Annotated in this window: 18 protein-coding genes and 1 tRNA gene; 7 read left to right on the forward strand and 12 right to left on the reverse strand. The window is 66.2% G+C overall.

Features of this window, described 5'->3' with window-relative positions; all coding sequences use genetic code 11:
- The first annotated feature begins 76 nt into the window (after nucleotides 1-76).
- Nucleotides 77-577: a helix-turn-helix transcriptional regulator gene (locus ACZK29_RS09135; protein WP_478446958.1), complete on the forward strand. Its 501-nt coding sequence runs from the start codon at nucleotides 77-79 to the stop codon at nucleotides 575-577.
- Between the two features lie 35 nt (nucleotides 578-612).
- Here ACZK29_RS09135 and ACZK29_RS09140 read toward each other — a convergent pair whose 3' ends face one another.
- Nucleotides 613-1,689: an MBL fold metallo-hydrolase gene (locus ACZK29_RS09140; RefSeq protein ID WP_164146598.1), complete on the reverse strand. Its 1,077-nt coding sequence runs from the start codon at nucleotides 1,687-1,689 to the stop codon at nucleotides 613-615.
- Nucleotides 1,690-1,793: 104 nt separating this feature from the next.
- Between ACZK29_RS09140 and ACZK29_RS09145 the strand changes: the two genes are divergently transcribed.
- Nucleotides 1,794-2,405, forward strand: a complete 612-nt coding sequence (locus ACZK29_RS09145) for a TetR/AcrR family transcriptional regulator (protein ID WP_106549605.1) — start codon at nucleotides 1,794-1,796, stop codon at nucleotides 2,403-2,405.
- A gap of 5 nt (nucleotides 2,406-2,410) precedes the next feature.
- On the opposite strand, the gene ACZK29_RS09150 is transcribed toward ACZK29_RS09145, so the two are convergent.
- On the reverse strand, nucleotides 2,411-4,357 hold the full coding sequence (locus tag ACZK29_RS09150) for an EAL domain-containing protein (protein ID WP_478446959.1): 1,947 nt from the start codon (nucleotides 4,355-4,357) through the stop codon (nucleotides 2,411-2,413).
- Nucleotides 4,358-4,453: 96 nt separating this feature from the next.
- Nucleotides 4,454-5,170, reverse strand: coding sequence for an SDR family NAD(P)-dependent oxidoreductase (locus ACZK29_RS09155; protein ID WP_111204008.1), 717 nt, complete (start codon nucleotides 5,168-5,170; stop codon nucleotides 4,454-4,456).
- Nucleotides 5,171-5,454: 284 nt separating this feature from the next.
- Between ACZK29_RS09155 and ACZK29_RS09160 the strand changes: the two genes are divergently transcribed.
- The 3 genes from ACZK29_RS09160 (at nucleotide 5,455) to ACZK29_RS09170 (ending at nucleotide 8,183) form a co-directional block, all read left to right on the forward strand.
- Complete coding sequence (locus ACZK29_RS09160; protein ID WP_478446960.1) at nucleotides 5,455-6,045, forward strand: TetR/AcrR family transcriptional regulator; 591 nt, start codon at nucleotides 5,455-5,457, stop codon at nucleotides 6,043-6,045.
- The gene (locus ACZK29_RS09165) at nucleotides 6,042-7,076 is read left to right on the forward strand and encodes a DUF418 domain-containing protein (protein ID WP_164146596.1); all 1,035 of its coding nucleotides are present in this window, start codon (nucleotides 6,042-6,044) and stop codon (nucleotides 7,074-7,076) included. Before ACZK29_RS09160 ends, ACZK29_RS09165 begins: the two co-directional genes overlap by 4 nt.
- 99 nt (nucleotides 7,077-7,175) lie before the next feature.
- A complete protein-coding gene (locus ACZK29_RS09170; protein WP_111204005.1) occupies nucleotides 7,176-8,183 on the forward strand; it encodes an aminoglycoside phosphotransferase family protein in 1,008 nt (335 codons plus the stop codon).
- Between the two features lie 278 nt (nucleotides 8,184-8,461).
- On the opposite strand, the gene ACZK29_RS09175 is transcribed toward ACZK29_RS09170, so the two are convergent.
- The 7 genes from ACZK29_RS09175 to amaB all read right to left on the reverse strand — a co-directional run bounded on the left by ACZK29_RS09175 (nucleotide 8,462) and on the right by amaB (nucleotide 15,070).
- Nucleotides 8,462-9,349: a DMT family transporter gene (locus ACZK29_RS09175; protein WP_111204004.1), complete on the reverse strand. Its 888-nt coding sequence runs from the start codon at nucleotides 9,347-9,349 to the stop codon at nucleotides 8,462-8,464.
- Nucleotides 9,350-9,381: 32 nt separating this feature from the next.
- On the reverse strand, nucleotides 9,382-10,443 hold the full coding sequence (gene murB, locus ACZK29_RS09180; RefSeq protein ID WP_111204021.1) for a UDP-N-acetylmuramate dehydrogenase: 1,062 nt from the start codon (nucleotides 10,441-10,443) through the stop codon (nucleotides 9,382-9,384).
- Between the two features lie 8 nt (nucleotides 10,444-10,451).
- On the reverse strand, nucleotides 10,452-11,507 hold the full coding sequence (locus ACZK29_RS09185; RefSeq protein ID WP_021202868.1) for a quinone-dependent dihydroorotate dehydrogenase: 1,056 nt from the start codon (nucleotides 11,505-11,507) through the stop codon (nucleotides 10,452-10,454).
- 8 nt (nucleotides 11,508-11,515) lie between these two features.
- Nucleotides 11,516-12,286 (reverse strand): class I SAM-dependent methyltransferase, encoded by a 771-nt coding sequence (locus ACZK29_RS09190; protein ID WP_111204020.1) that lies wholly within the window; start codon nucleotides 12,284-12,286, stop codon nucleotides 11,516-11,518.
- Nucleotides 12,287-12,290: 4 nt separating this feature from the next.
- Nucleotides 12,291-12,575, reverse strand: a complete 285-nt coding sequence (locus ACZK29_RS09195) for a DUF4190 domain-containing protein (protein ID WP_033833269.1) — start codon at nucleotides 12,573-12,575, stop codon at nucleotides 12,291-12,293.
- A gap of 159 nt (nucleotides 12,576-12,734) precedes the next feature.
- The gene (locus tag ACZK29_RS09200) at nucleotides 12,735-13,520 is read right to left on the reverse strand and encodes an SDR family NAD(P)-dependent oxidoreductase (protein WP_428993390.1); all 786 of its coding nucleotides are present in this window, start codon (nucleotides 13,518-13,520) and stop codon (nucleotides 12,735-12,737) included.
- Between the two features lie 17 nt (nucleotides 13,521-13,537).
- Nucleotides 13,538-15,070 (reverse strand): L-piperidine-6-carboxylate dehydrogenase, encoded by a 1,533-nt coding sequence (gene amaB / locus ACZK29_RS09205; RefSeq protein ID WP_005413146.1) that lies wholly within the window; start codon nucleotides 15,068-15,070, stop codon nucleotides 13,538-13,540.
- A 183-nt stretch (nucleotides 15,071-15,253) separates the two neighbouring features.
- On the opposite strand from amaB, the gene ACZK29_RS09210 reads away from it, so the two are divergent.
- A tRNA-Arg gene (locus tag ACZK29_RS09210) sits at nucleotides 15,254-15,330 on the forward strand.
- A 93-nt stretch (nucleotides 15,331-15,423) separates the two neighbouring features.
- On the opposite strand, the gene ACZK29_RS09215 is transcribed toward ACZK29_RS09210, so the two are convergent.
- On the reverse strand, nucleotides 15,424-15,663 hold the full coding sequence (locus ACZK29_RS09215; RefSeq protein WP_239503943.1) for a tyrosine-type recombinase/integrase: 240 nt from the start codon (nucleotides 15,661-15,663) through the stop codon (nucleotides 15,424-15,426).
- Between the two features lie 245 nt (nucleotides 15,664-15,908).
- Here ACZK29_RS09215 and ACZK29_RS09220 point away from each other — a divergent pair, with 245 nt between their 5' ends.
- Nucleotides 15,909-16,571, forward strand: a complete 663-nt coding sequence (locus ACZK29_RS09220; protein ID WP_478446961.1) for a hypothetical protein — start codon at nucleotides 15,909-15,911, stop codon at nucleotides 16,569-16,571.
- Here the strand turns inward: ACZK29_RS09220 and ACZK29_RS09225 are convergent.
- The gene (locus ACZK29_RS09225; RefSeq protein ID WP_478446962.1) at nucleotides 16,568-16,999 is read right to left on the reverse strand and encodes a hypothetical protein; all 432 of its coding nucleotides are present in this window, start codon (nucleotides 16,997-16,999) and stop codon (nucleotides 16,568-16,570) included. The genes ACZK29_RS09220 and ACZK29_RS09225 overlap by 4 nt on opposite strands.
- Nucleotides 17,000-17,044 lie beyond the last annotated feature (45 nt).

The raw sequence follows: 17,044 nt of genomic DNA on the forward strand, positions 1-17,044 counted from the left end.
AGAGCGCTGAGCCGTGTGGTCGAGAACTGCAGCCGTGAGCAATGAGAAACGGTGCGAGCCGAAACGAGGTGGGCAGATGATGGAATTCAATTTCACCCTGAAGTACCGCCTGCCGGACGCGTACCACGATGGCGGCATGCTGGAGCAGCGACTTGTGGAAACGGGGTGCGATGATGCGCTGCTGGGCATCGGGCGACCCGGCCGGATGGCGCTGGCATTCTGTCGTGAGGCTGACAATGCCGGTGCTGCCCTGGCGGCGGCAGTGGGCGATGTACAGCGTGCCGTGCCGGGGGCCGAGCTGGTCGAAGTAAGCCCCGATCTGGTGGGGCTGACCGATGTGGCGGACCTGTTGGGGGTATCGCGCCAGAACATGCGCAAGCTGATGCTGGCTAACCCGCAGTCGTTTCCATCTCCGGTTCACGAGGGAACCACTTCGATCTGGCATCTGGCCGACATCCTCGGTTGGCTGCAGGCGCGCGGCAGCGGGAAAGTCACCTCGGAACTGATGGAACTTGCCGCGGCCGCGTTGCAGCTCAACCTGGCCCGGGAAGCACACAGGTTGGGGCCAAAGGCGTAGCGCCGGACCAGGCCGGCGCACACGGGAGATGCAGGTTACAACTCTACCGTCTCCCACCAGCGCGTGCCCGCCTGCGGCGACTGCATATCCAGCGCTTCGCCCATCATCGGCGTGGCCACCGGCACGTTCTTCGCTGCGGCCAACGCGGTGATGCGTTCGAACGGCTGCTGCCACTCGTGCAGGGCCAGGTCGAAGGTGCCGTTGTGGATCGGCAGCAGCCATTTGCCGCGCAGGTCCAGGTGCGCCTGCAGGGTCTGTTCCGGCTGCATGTGCACGAACGCCCAGCGCGGGTCGTAAGCACCGGTTTCGATCATGGTCAGGTCGAACGGGCCGTATTTCTCGCCGATGGCCTTGAAGCCGTCGAAGTAGCCGGTGTCGCCGCTGAAGAAGATGCGGAAGTCACCGTCCTGGATCACCCACGACGCCCACAGGCTGCGGTCGCTGTCGCCCAGCCCGCGGCCGGAAAAATGCTGGCCCGGGGTGGCGGTCAGGCGCAGGCCGTTGGCTTCGGTGGATTGCCACCAGTCCAGCTGTTCGACCTTGCTGGCATCCACGCCCCAGGCGATCAGCTGGTCACCCACGCCGAGCGGTGCGATGAAGCGCGCGGTCTTGCCGGCCAACTGCATCACGGCGGCGTGGTCGAGGTGGTCGTAGTGGTTGTGCGAGAGGATTACGCCGGCAATCGGCGGCAGCTCGTCGATGCTGATCGGCGGCGCATGGAAGCGGGCCGGTCCCATCCACTGCACCGGCGAGGCGCGCTCGGAAAATACCGGGTCGGTCAGCCAGTACTGGCCGCGAAGCTTCAACAGGATCGTGGAATGGCCGATGCGGAACAGGCTGCGGTCCGGCGCAGCGTCCAGCGTGGCACGGTCCAGCGGCTGCACCGGGATCGGATGATTGGGCACGGTGCCCTTGGGCTTGTTGAACAGGAAGGTCCACCAGATCTCCAGGCCGTCGCGCAGGCCCATTGCCGGCTTCGGCAGGGCGTTGCGGAACTTGCCGTCGCGGTACTGCGGCGAGTCGGGGAAGTCGGGGAGGGACCAGGACTTGCAGAAGGTGTAGGCGGTCACGGCGAGGATTCCAAGCAGGAGGACAAGGAGCAGGCGCTTCATGGGTGACGTCCGCTGAGTACACTGCACAGTGTAGTTTCCGTTTTTTGAAAAGTACACTGCCGGGTGTAAAATGCCGGTGTCCGTTCAGCTATCCGGTTTCCGCCATGTCCCATGCCCCGCAACGCCTGACCGACCGCAAACGCGAAGCCATCGTGCGCGCGGCGGTGGAGGAGTTCCGTGCCTCGGGCTACGAGGCGACCAGCATGGACCGCATTGCCGAGGTGGCCGGGGTCTCCAAGCGCACCGTCTACAACCACTTCCCGAGCAAGGAAGCGCTGTTCTCGATGATCCTGGAGGAGCTGTGGGAACGCAGCGTAGCCAGTGATACGTTGCCGTACCGCGCCGACCAGACGCTGCAGGCGCAACTGCTGCAGCTGTTGGGGCAGAAGCTGGAACTGCTCAGTGATGCCAATTTCATTGATCTGGCAAGGGTGGCGATGGCCGAGATCATCCATTCGCCGGAGCGCGCGCAGGCCATCGTCTGCCGCATGGGCGAGAAGGAAAGCGGCGAGAGTGCCTGGATCCGCGCGGCCATCGCCGATGGCCGGCTGCGCGAGGTCGATCCGGAATTTGCCGGCCACCAGCTGCACGGCCTGGTGAAGAGCTTCGCGTTCTGGCCGCAGGTGACGATGGGGCAGGCGCCATTGAATGCGCAGGAGCGTGCACGCGTGGCCGAGTCGGCGGTGGCGATGTTCCTGGGCTTCTACGCAGTCTAGTTGGCCTAGTTGGCGGCGAAACGGCGGAACTCGTCGGCCGGCAGCGCTGCCGAGTACAGATAGCCCTGGCCGACATCCACGCCCAGTGCACGCAGTTGTTGTTCCTGCGCCAGGGTCTCGGTGCCCTCGGCCACGACAACCGCACCGCAGCGGTGCGCGACTTCGACGATGAAGCGCACGATCGACTGCGACTTGGCGTCGGACAGCGTGGCGATCAGCGCCTGTTCGATCTTGACCTCGGCAATGGCCAGCTGCGAAAGCAGGATCAGGGTTGAGTAGCCGGCGCCGAAATCATCCAGCGACAGGCTGACCTCGGCCGCCAGCAACTGCGCGATGTTGGCATCGACCACGTCGCGCTCGACGATCTCGGTCCATTCGACAATCTCCAGGCGCAGCATCGCACCAGGCACATCGTGCAGCTGCAGCAGTTCCTGCAGGCGCTGGCCGAAGCCGGGTTGGCGCAGGGACTCGGCGGAAACATTGACGGCAACGGTCAGCGCCACACCATCGCGCCGGCACTGCTGCAGGAAATGGATGGCCGACTGCAGCGTGGCCCATTCCAGCTCGGCCAGACGGCCTTGGCGGCGTAGCAGGGAGATCACCCGCATCGGTGCGATCATCCTGCCCTCGGTATCGCGCATGCGCAGCAGTGCTTCGGCGCCGACCAGCCGGCGATCCTGCAGGCGATGCTTGGGTTGGTAGCACAGAGGCGCATCCCCCTGCTGCAACCAGCGTTCGAGTGAGCTCTCGATCAGGGCGTCGATCTCACTGTCGCGCTGGATCGGATCATCGAAGAACACCACGCCCGATTCGATCGCACTCAGCGCCAGCGTGATCGCCCGGAACGGCAGGTGGCCGTCGTCTGTATCAGTGGGTGGCTTGAGTTCAACCACCGCACAGCGGAACAACGGGCGGAAGCCCGGCCAGTCACGGCCGACCTGGTCAGCCAGGTTGCTGGCCAGCTCGGTGATCTGCGGTTGCGTGCGCAGTTCGGGCAGGCTCAGGTCGCGTACCAGGATCGCCAGTGCGGCATCACCGAACTGATAGATCTCCAGCTGCCCGGCCGGCAGCGTGGGCAGCAACCGATGCACTTCATTGGTGCTTTCGCGTTGCCACAGGCCGTTGTCCTGCAGCGGACCGTAGCGCAGGCGCAGATCGCGCAGGTTGCCCATCTCGGCCACGATCAGGCAGGCCTTGACGATGTCGTCGTTGTCGCGCCAGAAGTGCTGCAGGCGTTCACCGAGCGCGCGCATGTTGGGCAGGCCACTGATCGGGTCGATACGCAGCCAGGCCTGTTCGCGTTGGCGCTGCACGTCGATCTGCGCATCGTTGTAGACCAGTGCGAACACCGCGCCCAGCATCAGCAGTGACAGCGGCAGCGCCAGCAGGCGCTGGATCGCCAGTTCCTCCACCGGCAACAGATCGGCGCCGATGATCGCCACGCCCAGCGCCAGGCCGAACGCGGTGACAGCAATACGTACGCCCCAGGCCTGCAGGATCATGCGCAGCGAGAGTTCGTTGAGCATGCGCGGGTGCAGGCGCCTGCGCAGCCAGACGCCTGCCATCATCTGCAGTGCGGCCTCCAGGCCAGCAGGCAGGAAGTACAGCGTGCCGGCGAACTGGTAGCGGGCCAGCAGGCTGGCGCCGAGGCAGGCCAGTCCGCCGCGCCAGCCGCCAAGCAGGCCACTGACCAGCAGGATGTCGAAGCCCAGATGGAGCTTGACCACCCCTTGCGTATAGCGGGCCACGAACCACGAGTTGAACAGGTAGATCAGGCCTAGCGCCGCGCCCACGTAAAGGCGGCGGCCTTCAATGGCGTGGCCGGCGCGACGGGTGGCGATCAACAGCACGCCGATCATGCCGATCACCGCCGTGGCCTGCAGCAGGTACAACGGCAGGCTGGGCAGGGCGCTGTCCAGGACCTGGGCCGCAACCCGTGAAAGCGCATCCATAGCAGGTTCCCGCCTGTGACCGACGGCCAGTGAGCAGCAGGGTAAACCACAGCGGTCCATGCGGCCACCGAGGCTGTCCGGCGTTGCGTCCCAGGGTCAGTAGCGCGGGTCGGCGATGGCGGGCAGTACCAGTTCGCGCACGAATCCGGACGGCGACAATTGCAGGAGGGCGCGCACCATCGCCACCACGTCGTGCACCGGCACCAGTTCGCCATCGCCGCGCGCTGCCGCCGCTGCCACGGGGACCGATAGTGCATCGTCGGTATTGAGGTAACCCAGCTGCAGGCTGGTTACGGCCAGGCGGAGGTTACGGAAGCCTTCGCGCAGGGCATCGGCGATGCCGTTGAGTGCGAACTTCGAGGCACCGAAGGCGACTTCCGGGCGACCGCTGCGTGGCAGGGCCGAGGTTGAGCCGGTCAGTACCAGCTGTGGGCGCGGTGCGCCCAGAACGCGCGGCAGCAGGCGCTGAAGCAACACGAGCGTGGCGGTGATGTTGACGTCAACCAGCTGGGTGAGCGCGGCATCGCTTTCGTCGAGGAACGCGTACTCGTCGCTGAAGGCCTTCTCTTCCCAGATGCCCAGGTTGTGGATCAATACATCCAGATCAGCGGGCGCCCGCGCCGCGATGTGATTGGCAGCGAGGGCGGGCTGGGACAGGTCGGCTTCGATCCATTGCAGTGCAACGCCTTCGGGGCAGGCGATGTCGCGCGGGCGAGTGCGCGAGACACCGACGACGGTGTCGCCGGGCTGGCACAGGCCTTCAACGAATGCCCGACCGAGGCCCCTGCTGGCGCCGATGACCATCAATTTCATGTTGCTTCCTTGTTGTGCATTGGCGGCCTTGCCCGGCCGCGAGGATGATGTCCCCGTCACCAAACGCACGCAGGCCGCTGCGTTCGGCGGTGATGATCGAGGTCGTGTCGTCGAGCGAGAAGGGTGGCGAACGGCTGTGGCATGCAGAACTCCGGGAAGGGATTTGGCAGGCCGCGCAGCATCGGGCCTCAACCGCAGTTGAGGTCAAGGTTGGCTGAACGACGCCCTGTCATGGCGTGATGCCTATCTATTAAATGGACGAACGTTCGTTCACTATCTGTGCCATGAGCCGAACCGACCGCAACGAGCAACGCATCGCGCAGATCCTGCAGGCCGCCCTGCAGTGCTTCCTCGTCAAGGGATTCCACCAGACCAGCATGCGTGACATCGCGCAGGGAGCAGGCGTCAGCCTGGGCAACCTCTACAACCATTTCCCGGGCAAGGAAGCGATCATCCTCGCGGTGGCGGTGGCCGAGAGCGAAGAACTGGCACCCTTGCTGCAGCGCCTGGCCGTGTCTGACGGCGACCGCGCACAGGTGCTGGCCTTCCTGCAGGCGTTCCACGCACTCTGCCGGCAGCCGGAATGGGCGATGCTTGCCGTTGAAGTGCTGGCCGAGAGTGCGCGCAATCCCGCTGTGGCCGAGGCTTTCGCGGCCAATCGCAGGCAATTGCACGAGGCGCTGGCCGAGGCGCTGCAGCGCGTAGCACAGCGCGAACGTCGGCGCCCGGCGTTGACGCCGGCCGTGCAGTCGCAGGTGCTGCTGGACGCCATCGAGAGCGATGCGCTGCGCCGGGGCCTGGCCGAGGAAGGCGATGCGGATGGTGCGCCGTTGGATCTGGGCCTGCTGACGCGGCTGCTCGGGGCACGCGCATGAGCGCCGACGACCGGCGGCTGCACGGCCTGGATCTGGCCCGCTATCTGGCGCTGGCCGGCATGGTGCTGGTCAACTTCCGCCTGGCGATGGCTGTTCCCGCAGAAGAAGCGGGTTGGCTGGCGGGCTTCTTCCATCTGCTGGAAGGCAAGGCGTCGGCGACCTTCGTCACCCTGGCCGGTCTTGGCCTGGTGCTGGCCACGCAGCGGCAGCAATGGTGGCCGGCCAGCGTGCAGACCTGGCGACGCGCACTGTTCCTGCTGGTGCTGGGCCTGCTCAACCTGACCGTGTTCCCCGCCGACATCCTGCATTACTACGCGGTGTACTTCGCGCTGGCCGTGGTGTGGCTGCGCGCCTCGCCGCAGGTATTGCTGGCCAGCATCGTTGGCCTTGCCGCCTGTTCGTTCTGGGCGCTGCTGCACTGGGACTACAGCCAGGGATGGAACTGGCAGACGCTGGAGTACGCCGGCCTCTGGCAATGGCCAGGTGCCGCGCGCAACCTGCTGTTCAATGGCTTCCATCCGCTGCTGCCCTGGTTGTGCTTCTTCCTGCTGGGCATGTTGCTGGCGCGGCTGCAGTTGTCGCAACCGCGGGTGCAGCGTGCATTGCTGGTGCTGGGCGTGCTGTTGATCGGTGCCGGCCAGGGCGTGCAGCATCTTGCGCAGGGAACGCCATGGCAGGCGTGGCTGGGTACGCAACCGATGCCGCCGGGCCCCGCCTACGTGCTTACCGGTGCGGGCGCGGCCTGCAGTGTCATCGCCGCCTGCCTGTGGCTGGCACGGGTACATCCGGGCGACTGGCTGGAGCCGTTCACGGCGGCAGGGCGCATGACCCTCACGCTCTATGTCTGCCACATCCTGCTGGGCATGGGAACACTGGAAAGCCTCGGCCTGCTTGATGGACGTGCGTCGCTTGCCTCGGTGCTGTTGTGGGCGCTGTCGTTCCTGATGCTGGCGACAGGCGCGGCGTGGCTGTGGTCGTGGCGTTTCGCACGCGGTCCACTGGAGGCGATGATGCGGCGCATCGCAGGCTAGTCCTTTGGTCGCGCCGAGGTGATGTTGTGACGGACATGTCTGTGTCGCGGCGATCGCATCTGCGATAGTGGAGGCAGGTATTACTTTCCGCTTGCATCCATGTCATTCGCTTCGGCGCAGCATCTCGGCGAAGTTCTGCAACAATCCTATGGCATTACCGCCACCGCCGTGGTGCCGCGCCCGGTGGGCGCCGACGCCAATGCCAGCGTGTATCGTGTCGACGCACGCCACGGGCAATGGTGGCTGAAATGCCGCACGTACCAGGTTGCTCCGGCGGTATGGGACAGCCTGCACTGGCTGCGCGGTACGCTGGGCATCGATGAAATCGTTGCTCCGTGGCCGGCGTTGACCGGTGGCGCGTCGGTGCAGCGTTGGGGATTGCAGTTCACCCTGTTCCCTTACATCGAAGGCCAGTCCGGGTTCGAGGCGGCGTTGAGCCATGGGCAGTGGCGGCGCCTGGGCCAGGTGCTGCGGCGCCTGCACGCGTCGCAGCTGCCGACCGAACTGCAGCGTGCGCTTCCGACTGCGCGGCTGGAAACTGCGGCACTTGAGACCGTTGGGCAGTGGCTGGCCGGCGAGGGCCTTGCGGCTGCAAAGGATGGGCTGGGCCGTGCATTCGTTTCCGTCTGGGACCGGCAGCATGCGCGTATCACCGCACTGCACGCGCAGGCACTGCAGCTGCACGCGGCGTTGCAGGACGTGCCGGTAGACCTGCACCTGTGCCATACCGATCTGCACGCTGGCAATCTGCTGATGGGCAATGACGGTGGCCTGCACCTGATCGACTGGGATGGCCTGTCGCTGGCCCCGCGCGAGCGTGACCTGATGTTCATCGGTGCCGCTGTTGGCGGGCGCTGGGGGCGTGAGAATCCGCTGGGCTTCGAGGAGGGCTACGGCAGTGACCGTGGCGACCTGCGCTGGATCGCCTGGTACCGGCACTGGCGCATCCTGCAGGACCTGATCGAGTTCCAGCAGGTGTTGCTGGGGAGTGATGGAGAGGAGCGTTCGCCTCCATTGCGGCGGCAGTCGCTGCACTATCTGGGCGAACAGTTCGCGCCGGGCAACGTGTTCGACGCGGCCGAGCGTGCGTATCGCGCGCTGGGCTAGGCTCCGGGCCGTTGCCTGGCGCCCGGGTTGCCAGGATCGCCCGGGTAGAGTCGACTATCGCGCGCAGCGCGGTTTCTGCCCGCTCCGAACGAAAAGCAGTCGACTAACAGTCGACTCTACCCATGGCCTGTTCATGCACGACCCATGGCCTGTTCATGCACGACCCATGGCCTGTTCATGCACGACCCATGGCCTGTCCATGCACAACCCATGGCCTGTCAATGCACGACCCGTGGCGTGCCCATGCAGGCCCCATGGCTTCCCCATGCAGATGGTTTTCATTCTGCGGGCTTGGCCGCTGCCGAGGCCGCGGCGCTGGCGGCACGCCGTGACAACACCGCTTCGCGGTGGGCGATGTAGGCGTTCGCGGCGAGGATGATGCTGGCGCCGATGAGCGTCCAGCGATCCACGCTTTCGTTGAACAACAGCCAGCCGAAGAGTGTTACCAGCGGCAGCTGCAGGAAGCTGATCGGGGTCAGTGCCGAGACTTCGCCGAGCCGCAGCGCCCGCGTCCACAGCAGCTGGCCGACGGTGCCGAGTACGCCGGTGGCCAGCAGCCACAGCCAGGCGATGCCGGTTGGCCAGACCCAGACGAACAGGGCCGGCACCAGCGATAGGGGGACCCAGAACACGTAGGTGTAGAGCACCACGGTGTCGGCGCTGTCGACGCGGGTCAGCTGCTTGATCTGGATCGCCACCAGTGAGCTGAGCACGGCGGCAGCCACCGCCACCAGGCTGCCCGCGGTGAAGCCGGCGGTACCGGGGCGCACGATCACCAGCACGCCGATGAAGCCGACCACCACAGCGGCCCAGCGCCGCACGCGCACGGTCTCGCCCAGCCAGAGCACGGCAGCAATGGTGACGAACAGCGGCGTGGAATACGAGAGTGACACCGCCTGCGCCAAAGGCAGGTGGCCCAGCGCCCAGAACGCGCACAGCATCGAACCGAGGCCGATCGCACTGCGCACGAAATAGCGCGGCAGCTGCTGGGTCTTCAGCGGCGCATGGCCCGGGCGCAACAGCATCGGCAGCAGTGCCAGCAGGCCGAAGGCATTGCGGAAGAACGCCACTTCCTGGGTCGGCACGTAACGGGTGGCATAGCGGATGGCCACCGCCATCAGGCCGAACGCCATCGTACTGCCGAGCATCAGCAGCGCCGCCCGCATCGGGGCGGCGCTTGGGGAGAGGGCGGGGGTGTTCACCACTGTGCGCCGAGCAGGCGGGGCTCCGGTTCGATCGGTACGCCGAACTTCTCCAGTACCGAGGCCGAGATGCGGCGCGCCAGCGCCAGCAGTTCAGCGCCGCTGGCATTGCCGTGGTTGACCAGTACCAGCGCGTGGCTGGGGGCCACGCCGGCATCGCCTTCGCGGAAGCCCTTCCAACCGCAGGACTCGATCATCCAGGCCGCAGAGACTTTGCGCTTGTCGTCCTGCTCGGCCGGGAACACGGGCAGGTCGGGGAAGTGCTGCAGCAGCACGTCGACCTGTTCCAGCGGCAGCACCGGGTTCTTGAAGAAACTGCCGGCGTTGCCCAGTACATCCGGATCGGGCAGCTTGCGGCGGCGGATCGCGATCACCGCATTGGCCACGTCCACTGCGCTCGGCAGCTCCACGCCCTGTGCCTGCAGTTCCTCGCGGATACCGGCGTAGTCCATGCGCAGATCGTGCAGCAATGGCAGCTTCAGCTCGATGGCAGAGATCAGGTAACGGTCCATCTGCTGCTTGAACACGCTGTCGCGGTAGGCGAAGCCACACTGTTCGTTGTCCAGTCTTACCCAGGCCTGTTCCTGGCAGTCCCAGGCTTCAACAGCCTGGATGAACTCGCCGACCTGCGCGCCATAGGCACCGATGTTCTGGATGGGCGCAGCACCGGCCGTACCGGGAATCAACGCCAGGTTCTCGAGGCCGGACAGGCCCTCCTGCAGCGACCACATCACCAGCCCGTGCCAGGGCACGCCGGCACCGGCGCGGATCACCGCGTGGTCGGCGCGGTGTTCCAGGAAGCTGATGTCACGGTTGCCGAACACCAGTACCGTGCCTGGCAGGTCTTCGGCGATCAGCACGTTGCTGCCGCTTCCCAGCACCAGCAGTGGGCCGCTGGCCACTTCGGGCAGCGCCAGCACTTCCGGCAGCAGGGCAGTGTCGTGCAGTTCCAGCAGCTGTGCCGCGCTGGCCTGCACATGGAAGGTGTTCAGCGCCTGCAGCGGCGCATTGCGGGTGAGCGTCCAGCGCAGCGGTGCGGCTGCATCGGTGGTGTCCATGGGCGCGCTCACAGAGGCGCCACCGCGCCGCGACTCGGCGCCTCGCGGCGGCGGCGGATCGCCTCCACGCATTCGGAGACCAGGGCAGGGCCACGGAAGATCAGGCCGCTGTAGCACTGCACCAGCGCGGCGCCGGCGGCCATCTTGGCCACGGCGTCGGCACCGGACAGGATGCCTCCGACCCCCACCAGCGGCACGGATTCGGGCAGGCGCGAGCGCAGGCGGCGCAGCACCAGGGTGGACTGCTCCAGCACCGGCGCACCGGACAGGCCGCCGGCCTCGTTGGCCAGCGGATCGCCGGCCACCTTGCTGTGGTCGATGGTGGTGTTGGTGGCGATCACGCCGTCCACCTGCAGTTCGCCCAGCACGCGCGCGGCGGCATCGATGTCGCGTTCACTCAGGTCCGGTGCCACCTTCACCAGCATCGGCACGCGGCGACCATGCTGCGCGGCCAGGGCCTCCTGGCGGTCACGCAGCTGGCTGACCAGCTGGCGCAGGGCGGTCTCTTCCTGCAGCTCACGCAGGCCGGCGGTGTTGGGCGAGGAGATGTTGACCGTGATGTAGTCGGCCAGCGGATACACCTTGTCCAGGCAGGCGATGTAATCGTCCACGGCCTGTTCGTTGGGGGTGTCCTTGTTCTTGCCGATGTTGATGCCGAGCAGGCCGCGACGGTTGCGCGCGCGTTCGACATTGCGCACCAGCGCATCCACGCCTGCGTTGTTGAAGCCCATGCGGTTGATGATCGCGTTGTGTTCCGGCAGCCGGAACAGGCGCGGCTGCGGATTGCCGGCCTGCGGGCGCGGGGTGATGGTGCCGATTTCGACGAAGCCGAAGCCCAGCGCGAACAGTGCATCGATATGCTCGCCGTTCTTGTCCAGGCCGGCAGCGAGGCCGACCGGATTGGGGAACGTCAGCCCGAACACGGTGCTCGGCATCGGCGCGATGCGGGCGGCCAGCAGCGGCGTGGTGCCGGTGCGGTAGGCCAGGTCCAGTGCGGACAGGCCGAGGCCGTGGGCGCGCTCGGCGTCGAGCGAGAACAGGAAGGGGCGGGCAAGCGAATACATGCGTCGGTTCAGTCCAGCGTGCCGAGGAAGGCTCGGGTTCGATATTCAAAAGCAACCTGGCCGTCGACCGCGTGGGCGGCGAACAGGTCCTGCAGAGCGGCGATCATCGGCGCATGGCGCGGGTGACCGGGTTGGGGGGCATAGGAGGAGGACAGCAGGCGCCCCTGCAGGGCGTCGAGATCCAGGTGCTGCACGTTCGGCAGCTGCACCATGCCGCGCAGCCCGGCGCCGAACCAGGCCTGCATGGTGGCGTCGTCCTGGTAGCGCTCGGCCACGGCGGTGTAGTCGGTGCCGTAGTCCAGCAGCAGTTGTTCGTAGCCGACCAGGAACGGGCTGGCATCGAGCAGGCGCGAATTCCAGTAGATCAGTGCCTGGCCACCCGGGCGCAGGATGCGCTGCCATTCGGCGCGCACCGCCACGGTGTCGAACCAGTGGAAGGCCTGCGCGACGCTGACCAGGTCAACGCTGGCCTCGTCCAGCCCGGTGGCCTCGGCGCGGCCGTCGATGGCGCTGAACTGCGGGTACTGCGGTGCCAGCCACTGCTCGGACGCGGCGCGCATGGCAGCGTTGGGCTCCACCGCAATGACCGGATGGCCGGTAGCCAGGAACAGGCGGCTGGAAATGCCGGTGCCGGCGCCGATGTCGGCGACCACGGCCTCGTGGCTGACGCCCATGGGTCCATGCAGCCACTCCAGCAGGGCGGGCGGGTAGTCGGGCCGGTAGCGGACGTAGTCGGCGACGCGGCTGCTGAAGCGTTCAGTGCTGTCGGAAGTGGTCATGGCGTCAGTTCGACACCGCGGCCAGCCACGCCAGGCCGCCGAAGAACAGGATGAACACCAGGATGGCGGCGACTACCGCGCCGACCATCACCCAGCCCAGCACCAGGCCGGTGACGGCCAGGCCATCGCCTTCCAGTTCATGCGGGCGGCGGCGGATCTCGGCGCGGGCCATGTGGCCGGTGACGATCGCCACGATGCTGGCCACGAAGGGCAGGACGGTCCAGCTGGCGATGCCCATGACCAGGCTGACCACGGCCAGGGCGCTTGTCTGTCGGGGTGCCACGCTCATCGGGGTCCTCCTTGGCAGTGTGCACATGATAGTGCCTCTGCCCGGGCAATCCCATGGGCAGTGCCCTGTAGAGCCGAGCCCATGCTCGGCTGGACCCTGGACAATGCAGTGTCGACCGCGCCTCGCGCGCTGGCCGAGCATGAGCTCGGCTCTACAGATTCAGCCCATCAACACCTGGCCGCCGTCCACATTGAGCACATGGCCGGTGATCCAGCGCGCCAGCGGCGAGCACAGGAACAGGGCCGCGTCGGCAATCTCGCGCGGATGGCCGAAGCGGCCGAACGGGATCTTCGCCAGGGTGCCGTGGTACAGCGCCGGATCTTCGGTGCGGCGGCGATCCCACAGGCCATCGTCGAATTCGATGGAACCGGGGGCGATGGCGTTGACCCGGATCTGGTCCTTGGCCAGCGCCAGTGCCTGCGAGGTGGTGTAGTGCGACAGCGCGGCCTTTGCGGCGGCGTAGGGCGCGCCACCGGGGCGTGGCTGCTGTGCGGCGATCGATGACAGGTTGAGGATGCAGGCATCGCTGGATGCGCGCAGCCACGGCAGTGCCAGACGCGAGGCCCGCACCGCCGCCATCAGGTCGATTTGCAGGCTGGCGGCCCAGCCCTCTTCGTCATCGGCCATACCGTAGCCGGTGGCGTTGTTGACCAGCACATCGATGCCGCCGAGTGCATCGGCCGCGGCCTGCAGCCAGGACTGGATCTGGCCGACGTCTGCCAGATCGGCGGAGACGGCATGCAGCGGGGTGCCCAGTGCCTGCGCATCGGAACGCAGGGCATCCAGGCCGGCCTGGCCACGCGCGCAGACCGACACCCGCGCGCCGGCGCCGGCAAATGCCAGCGCCATCTCACGGCCAATGCCCTTGCTGCCGCCGGCGATGAGCACGCGGCGACCGCTGAAATCGAGGGTCAGATCCCCGGAGGGGCTCTGACCCGCAGGCATGGTCGAATCGTTCGGCATCACAGATCGAACTTGATGCCCTGGGCCAGCGGCAGCGAGTCCGAATAGTTGATGGTGTTGGTCTGGCGGCGCATGTAGACCTTCCACGCATCCGAACCGGACTCGCGGCCACCGCCGGTGTCCTTCTCGCCACCGAAGGCGCCACCGATCTCCGCACCGGACGTGCCGATGTTGATGTTGGCGATGCCGCAGTCGCTGCCGGCGGCCGACAGGAACTTCTCGGCAGTCTTCAGGTTCTGGGTGAAGATCGAGGACGACAGGCCCTGCGGCACGCCATTCTGCATGTCGATGGCTTCGTCGAGGGTGTCGTACGGCATCACGTACAGGATCGGCGCGAAGGTCTCGTGCTGGACCACGGCATCGCTGTTCTTCAGGCCGGAGACGATGGCCGGCAGTACGAAGTTGCCTGCGCGGTCGATGCGGGTGCCGCCGGTTTCGATGGTGCCGCCAGCAGCCTTGGCCTGGGCGATGGCATCGAGGAACTGCTGCACGGCGCCGTCGCTGTTCAGTGGGCCCATCAGGTTGGCCGCATCGGTCGGGTCGCCGATCTTGCCTTCGACCTGCTTGTAGGCCTTGACCAGGGTGGCCAGCACGTCGGCGTAGATCGAGCGGTGCACGATCAGGCGGCGGGTGGTGGTGCAGCGCTGGCCGGCGGTGCCGACGGCGCCGAACACGATGCCCGGCACGGCCAGCTTCAGGTCGGCGGTTTCGTCCAGGATGATGGCGTTGTTGCCACCCAGTTCCAGCAGGCAGCGGCCGAGGCGGCGCGCGACCTTCTCGTTGACGGTGCGGCCGACCTGGGTCGAGCCGGTGAAGCTGATCAGCGGCACGCGACGGTCATCGACCATCTTTTCCGACAGCGCGGTGCCTGCATCGTTGATCAGGAAGAAGATGTCCGGGAAGCCGGCTTCGCGCAGGGCGTCGTTGCAGATCTTCAGCGAGGCAATGGCGGTCAGCGGGGTCTTGTTGGACGGCTTCCAGATGCACACGTCGCCACAGATGGCGGCCAGGAACGAATTCCAGCTCCACACCGCGACCGGGAAGTTGAAGGCCGAGATGATGCCGACCAGACCCAGCGGGTGGTACTGCTCGTACATGCGGTGGCCGGGGCGCTCGGAATGCATGGTGTAGCCGTACAGCATGCGGCTCTGGCCCACGGCGAAATCGGCGATGTCGATCATCTCCTGCACTTCGCCATCGCCTTCCGGCTTGCTCTTGCCCATTTCGAGGGCGACCAGCGAGCCCAGCGCATCCTTGTGCTTGCGCAGTGCTTCACCGCACAGGCGCACGGCTTCACCGCGACGCGGCGCCGGCGTGGTGCGCCAGACCTTGAAGGCTTCCTGGGCGCGGGCGACGACGGTCTCGTACTCGGCCTCGGTGGTCGCGCGGACCTGCGCGATCGGCTCGCCGGTGGTCGGGTTGACCGGGGTGATCAGCTCACCGCTGGTCGCGCTCGACCACTCCCCGTTGCCCAGGTACGTGCCAGCGTTGATCGCGTCCAGGCCAAGGGACTTGAGCAGCTCGGAAGACATGCAGACTCCTGTGTTTCGTTACGTTGTTTGGTGCCATCGCGGGCAGGTGGGGGACGCGATGAACTGAATCGCCGATGGTAGCAGAGCGGCCTGTCCGGCCATGGTGCAACGCGCCAGCGGAAGCGTACGGAGCAAGAATGCTTGGAGGGCAGGGCGGGTTACCTGTAAACTTCCCGGCTGCATGGCCCCGTAGCTCAGCTGGATAGAGCGTCCCCCTCCTAAGGGGAAGGTCGCCCGTTCGAATCGGGCCGGGGTCACCAGAATCAATAACTTAGACAGACTCAGTGGTGAGCATTTCCCACTGTTTCCTGCATATCCACAGGATTTGGTCCCGGTGGTCCCAACGCCGCGGATCAGTACTTGAGCTTCGCTACGGCGCCATCGTCGCCCTCAGGAGTTAGGTGAGCGTAGAACTTCTCGGTCGTGGCGTAATCAGCGTGCCCGGCCAGAATCTGCACCCTTCGCAACGGAACCCCGGCGATCACCATGTGGGCGCAGAAGGTGTGCCGTAGCCGGTGGAGGCTGCCACCGATTCCCGCACGCTTGGCATCGGACGCGAACCAGTCGGATACGGTGTCTTTGTGCACGGCCACCAGCGGATCGCTAGGCGGCGCAGCGCCCAGCGCGCATACCGGTTAAGCGGCACCTCGCGCCACTTGCCTGACTTCGTGCGCCCCTGGCCATCTTCGTCTGGCTCGCTCTCGACCCTGAGTCTGCTCCCTGCCACCGAATCCTTGCCCAGTCCAACCAGCTCACCACGGCGCAGCCCAGTGTGGGCCATGAAAAGCCACAGAGGCGCCCGACCGGGGTCACCGACCCAGGTTGGGAGTGTCTGGGGATGAAGGCAGGTCCCTTCGTCGTACAGGCAAACGCCTACCCCGTTCCTGGGATCGGCGGTAAGACGATAGGCAGGGCCGTGATTCAGGTCGCCGGCTGCAACGAGCCCATCCTGGCGGTCACCTGCGCTGGCGCGCTTGTCGGCGTTGTGAGCAAGAGCCAGTCCGGTTCCACCTATGAGTGGGTGATCAACACTGACGTCGTAGGGGCTAGCGTCACCTACTGGGTGTTCGACACCACCGACGTGGCTCAAATGCAGTTCATCACTACGAAGGGGCTGAGGATTCGGAATCCGGCCAACAATCGGGTGATCTTCGACTCCCGTTACAAGTACATGCGGGTCCTACAAATGGTGAACACGCTTGCCGGCACGGGAACCGTGGACATCCCAATCCCGCTCACATCGGGGTACGCGGTTGGTATCTGCAACACGGGCCTCTATACCCGCGTGGATGGCGGACCGATCAGCGGCGGTGGCGGTTGGCGCACCCAGACGGTGGGTTACGTCGTAGGCGTACGGACCAATTCCAATGGAACCATCAGCGTCGGGCTGATCAATACTCGCAGCGCGACTGATGAAGGGCCGGGGCCGCCGTACCCGCCAACCGGGCAGATGGGCTACAACAACCTGACCGGCCTGATCCTGGACATGCGGAACTACTAGCGAACGATGCGGGGGCGCTTGCTGGCGCCGTCCTGGTACTTCACCGACCAGGGGGTGATCAGATAGCCGGGACGCTGCCAGTTCACCTGCGAGAAGTGGTTCTCTCGCGCGTCGGTGGCTGTGCCATTCACCAGTAGATAAGGCTTGCCAGTCTTAGGCAGGGCGCAGTCGCTGACATAGCCGTCGGTCTTCAGCCGAACGCTGAAGATGCCTGCGTCCTGTTCGACCTGGCCGCAAACAGTTGCCCTGGCAGTCTTGGACGATTCCAAGGCTTGTGGGGCAATGCGGACCACGAAGTCATCGAGGCTCTCGCCGGCGACGGACGACTCACGATGCAGTTCGACTGTGCGCCCGTGTATCACGCCCGGCGCGGTGCTGCAGCCGGTGATCAGTGCTGCGGCAACGGTGGTGGTAAGCAGTACGCGCATGACGCTCTCCCTGTGTTGTGCTGCGAACAGGGTCGAGATTACGCC

It is taken from the genome of Stenotrophomonas sp. 89682_Sma, assembly GCF_056481405.1.

What these genes read in the sequence shown, in the direction of transcription:
- ACZK29_RS09135 (WP_478446958.1), top strand. Translation starts at nt 77, where the DNA reads ATGATGGAATTCAATTTCACCCTGAAGTACCGCCTGCCGGACGCGTAC.
- ACZK29_RS09140 (WP_164146598.1), bottom strand. Translation starts at nt 1,689, where the DNA reads ATGAAGCGCCTGCTCCTTGTCCTCCTGCTTGGAATCCTCGCCGTGACC.
- ACZK29_RS09145 (WP_106549605.1), top strand. Translation starts at nt 1,794, where the DNA reads ATGTCCCATGCCCCGCAACGCCTGACCGACCGCAAACGCGAAGCCATC.
- ACZK29_RS09150 (WP_478446959.1), bottom strand. Translation starts at nt 4,357, where the DNA reads ATGGATGCGCTTTCACGGGTTGCGGCCCAGGTCCTGGACAGCGCCCTG.
- ACZK29_RS09155 (WP_111204008.1), bottom strand. Translation starts at nt 5,170, where the DNA reads ATGAAATTGATGGTCATCGGCGCCAGCAGGGGCCTCGGTCGGGCATTC.
- ACZK29_RS09160 (WP_478446960.1), top strand. Translation starts at nt 5,455, where the DNA reads ATGAGCCGAACCGACCGCAACGAGCAACGCATCGCGCAGATCCTGCAG.
- ACZK29_RS09165 (WP_164146596.1), top strand. Translation starts at nt 6,042, where the DNA reads ATGAGCGCCGACGACCGGCGGCTGCACGGCCTGGATCTGGCCCGCTAT.
- ACZK29_RS09170 (WP_111204005.1), top strand. Translation starts at nt 7,176, where the DNA reads ATGTCATTCGCTTCGGCGCAGCATCTCGGCGAAGTTCTGCAACAATCC.
- ACZK29_RS09175 (WP_111204004.1), bottom strand. Translation starts at nt 9,349, where the DNA reads ATGCGGGCGGCGCTGCTGATGCTCGGCAGTACGATGGCGTTCGGCCTG.
- murB (WP_111204021.1), bottom strand. Translation starts at nt 10,443, where the DNA reads ATGGACACCACCGATGCAGCCGCACCGCTGCGCTGGACGCTCACCCGC.
- ACZK29_RS09185 (WP_021202868.1), bottom strand. Translation starts at nt 11,507, where the DNA reads ATGTATTCGCTTGCCCGCCCCTTCCTGTTCTCGCTCGACGCCGAGCGC.
- ACZK29_RS09190 (WP_111204020.1), bottom strand. Translation starts at nt 12,286, where the DNA reads ATGACCACTTCCGACAGCACTGAACGCTTCAGCAGCCGCGTCGCCGAC.
- ACZK29_RS09195 (WP_033833269.1), bottom strand. Translation starts at nt 12,575, where the DNA reads ATGAGCGTGGCACCCCGACAGACAAGCGCCCTGGCCGTGGTCAGCCTG.
- ACZK29_RS09200 (WP_428993390.1), bottom strand. Translation starts at nt 13,520, where the DNA reads ATGCCTGCGGGTCAGAGCCCCTCCGGGGATCTGACCCTCGATTTCAGC.
- amaB (WP_005413146.1), bottom strand. Translation starts at nt 15,070, where the DNA reads ATGTCTTCCGAGCTGCTCAAGTCCCTTGGCCTGGACGCGATCAACGCT.
- ACZK29_RS09220 (WP_478446961.1), top strand. Translation starts at nt 15,909, where the DNA reads ATGAAGGCAGGTCCCTTCGTCGTACAGGCAAACGCCTACCCCGTTCCT.
- ACZK29_RS09225 (WP_478446962.1), bottom strand. Translation starts at nt 16,999, where the DNA reads ATGCGCGTACTGCTTACCACCACCGTTGCCGCAGCACTGATCACCGGC.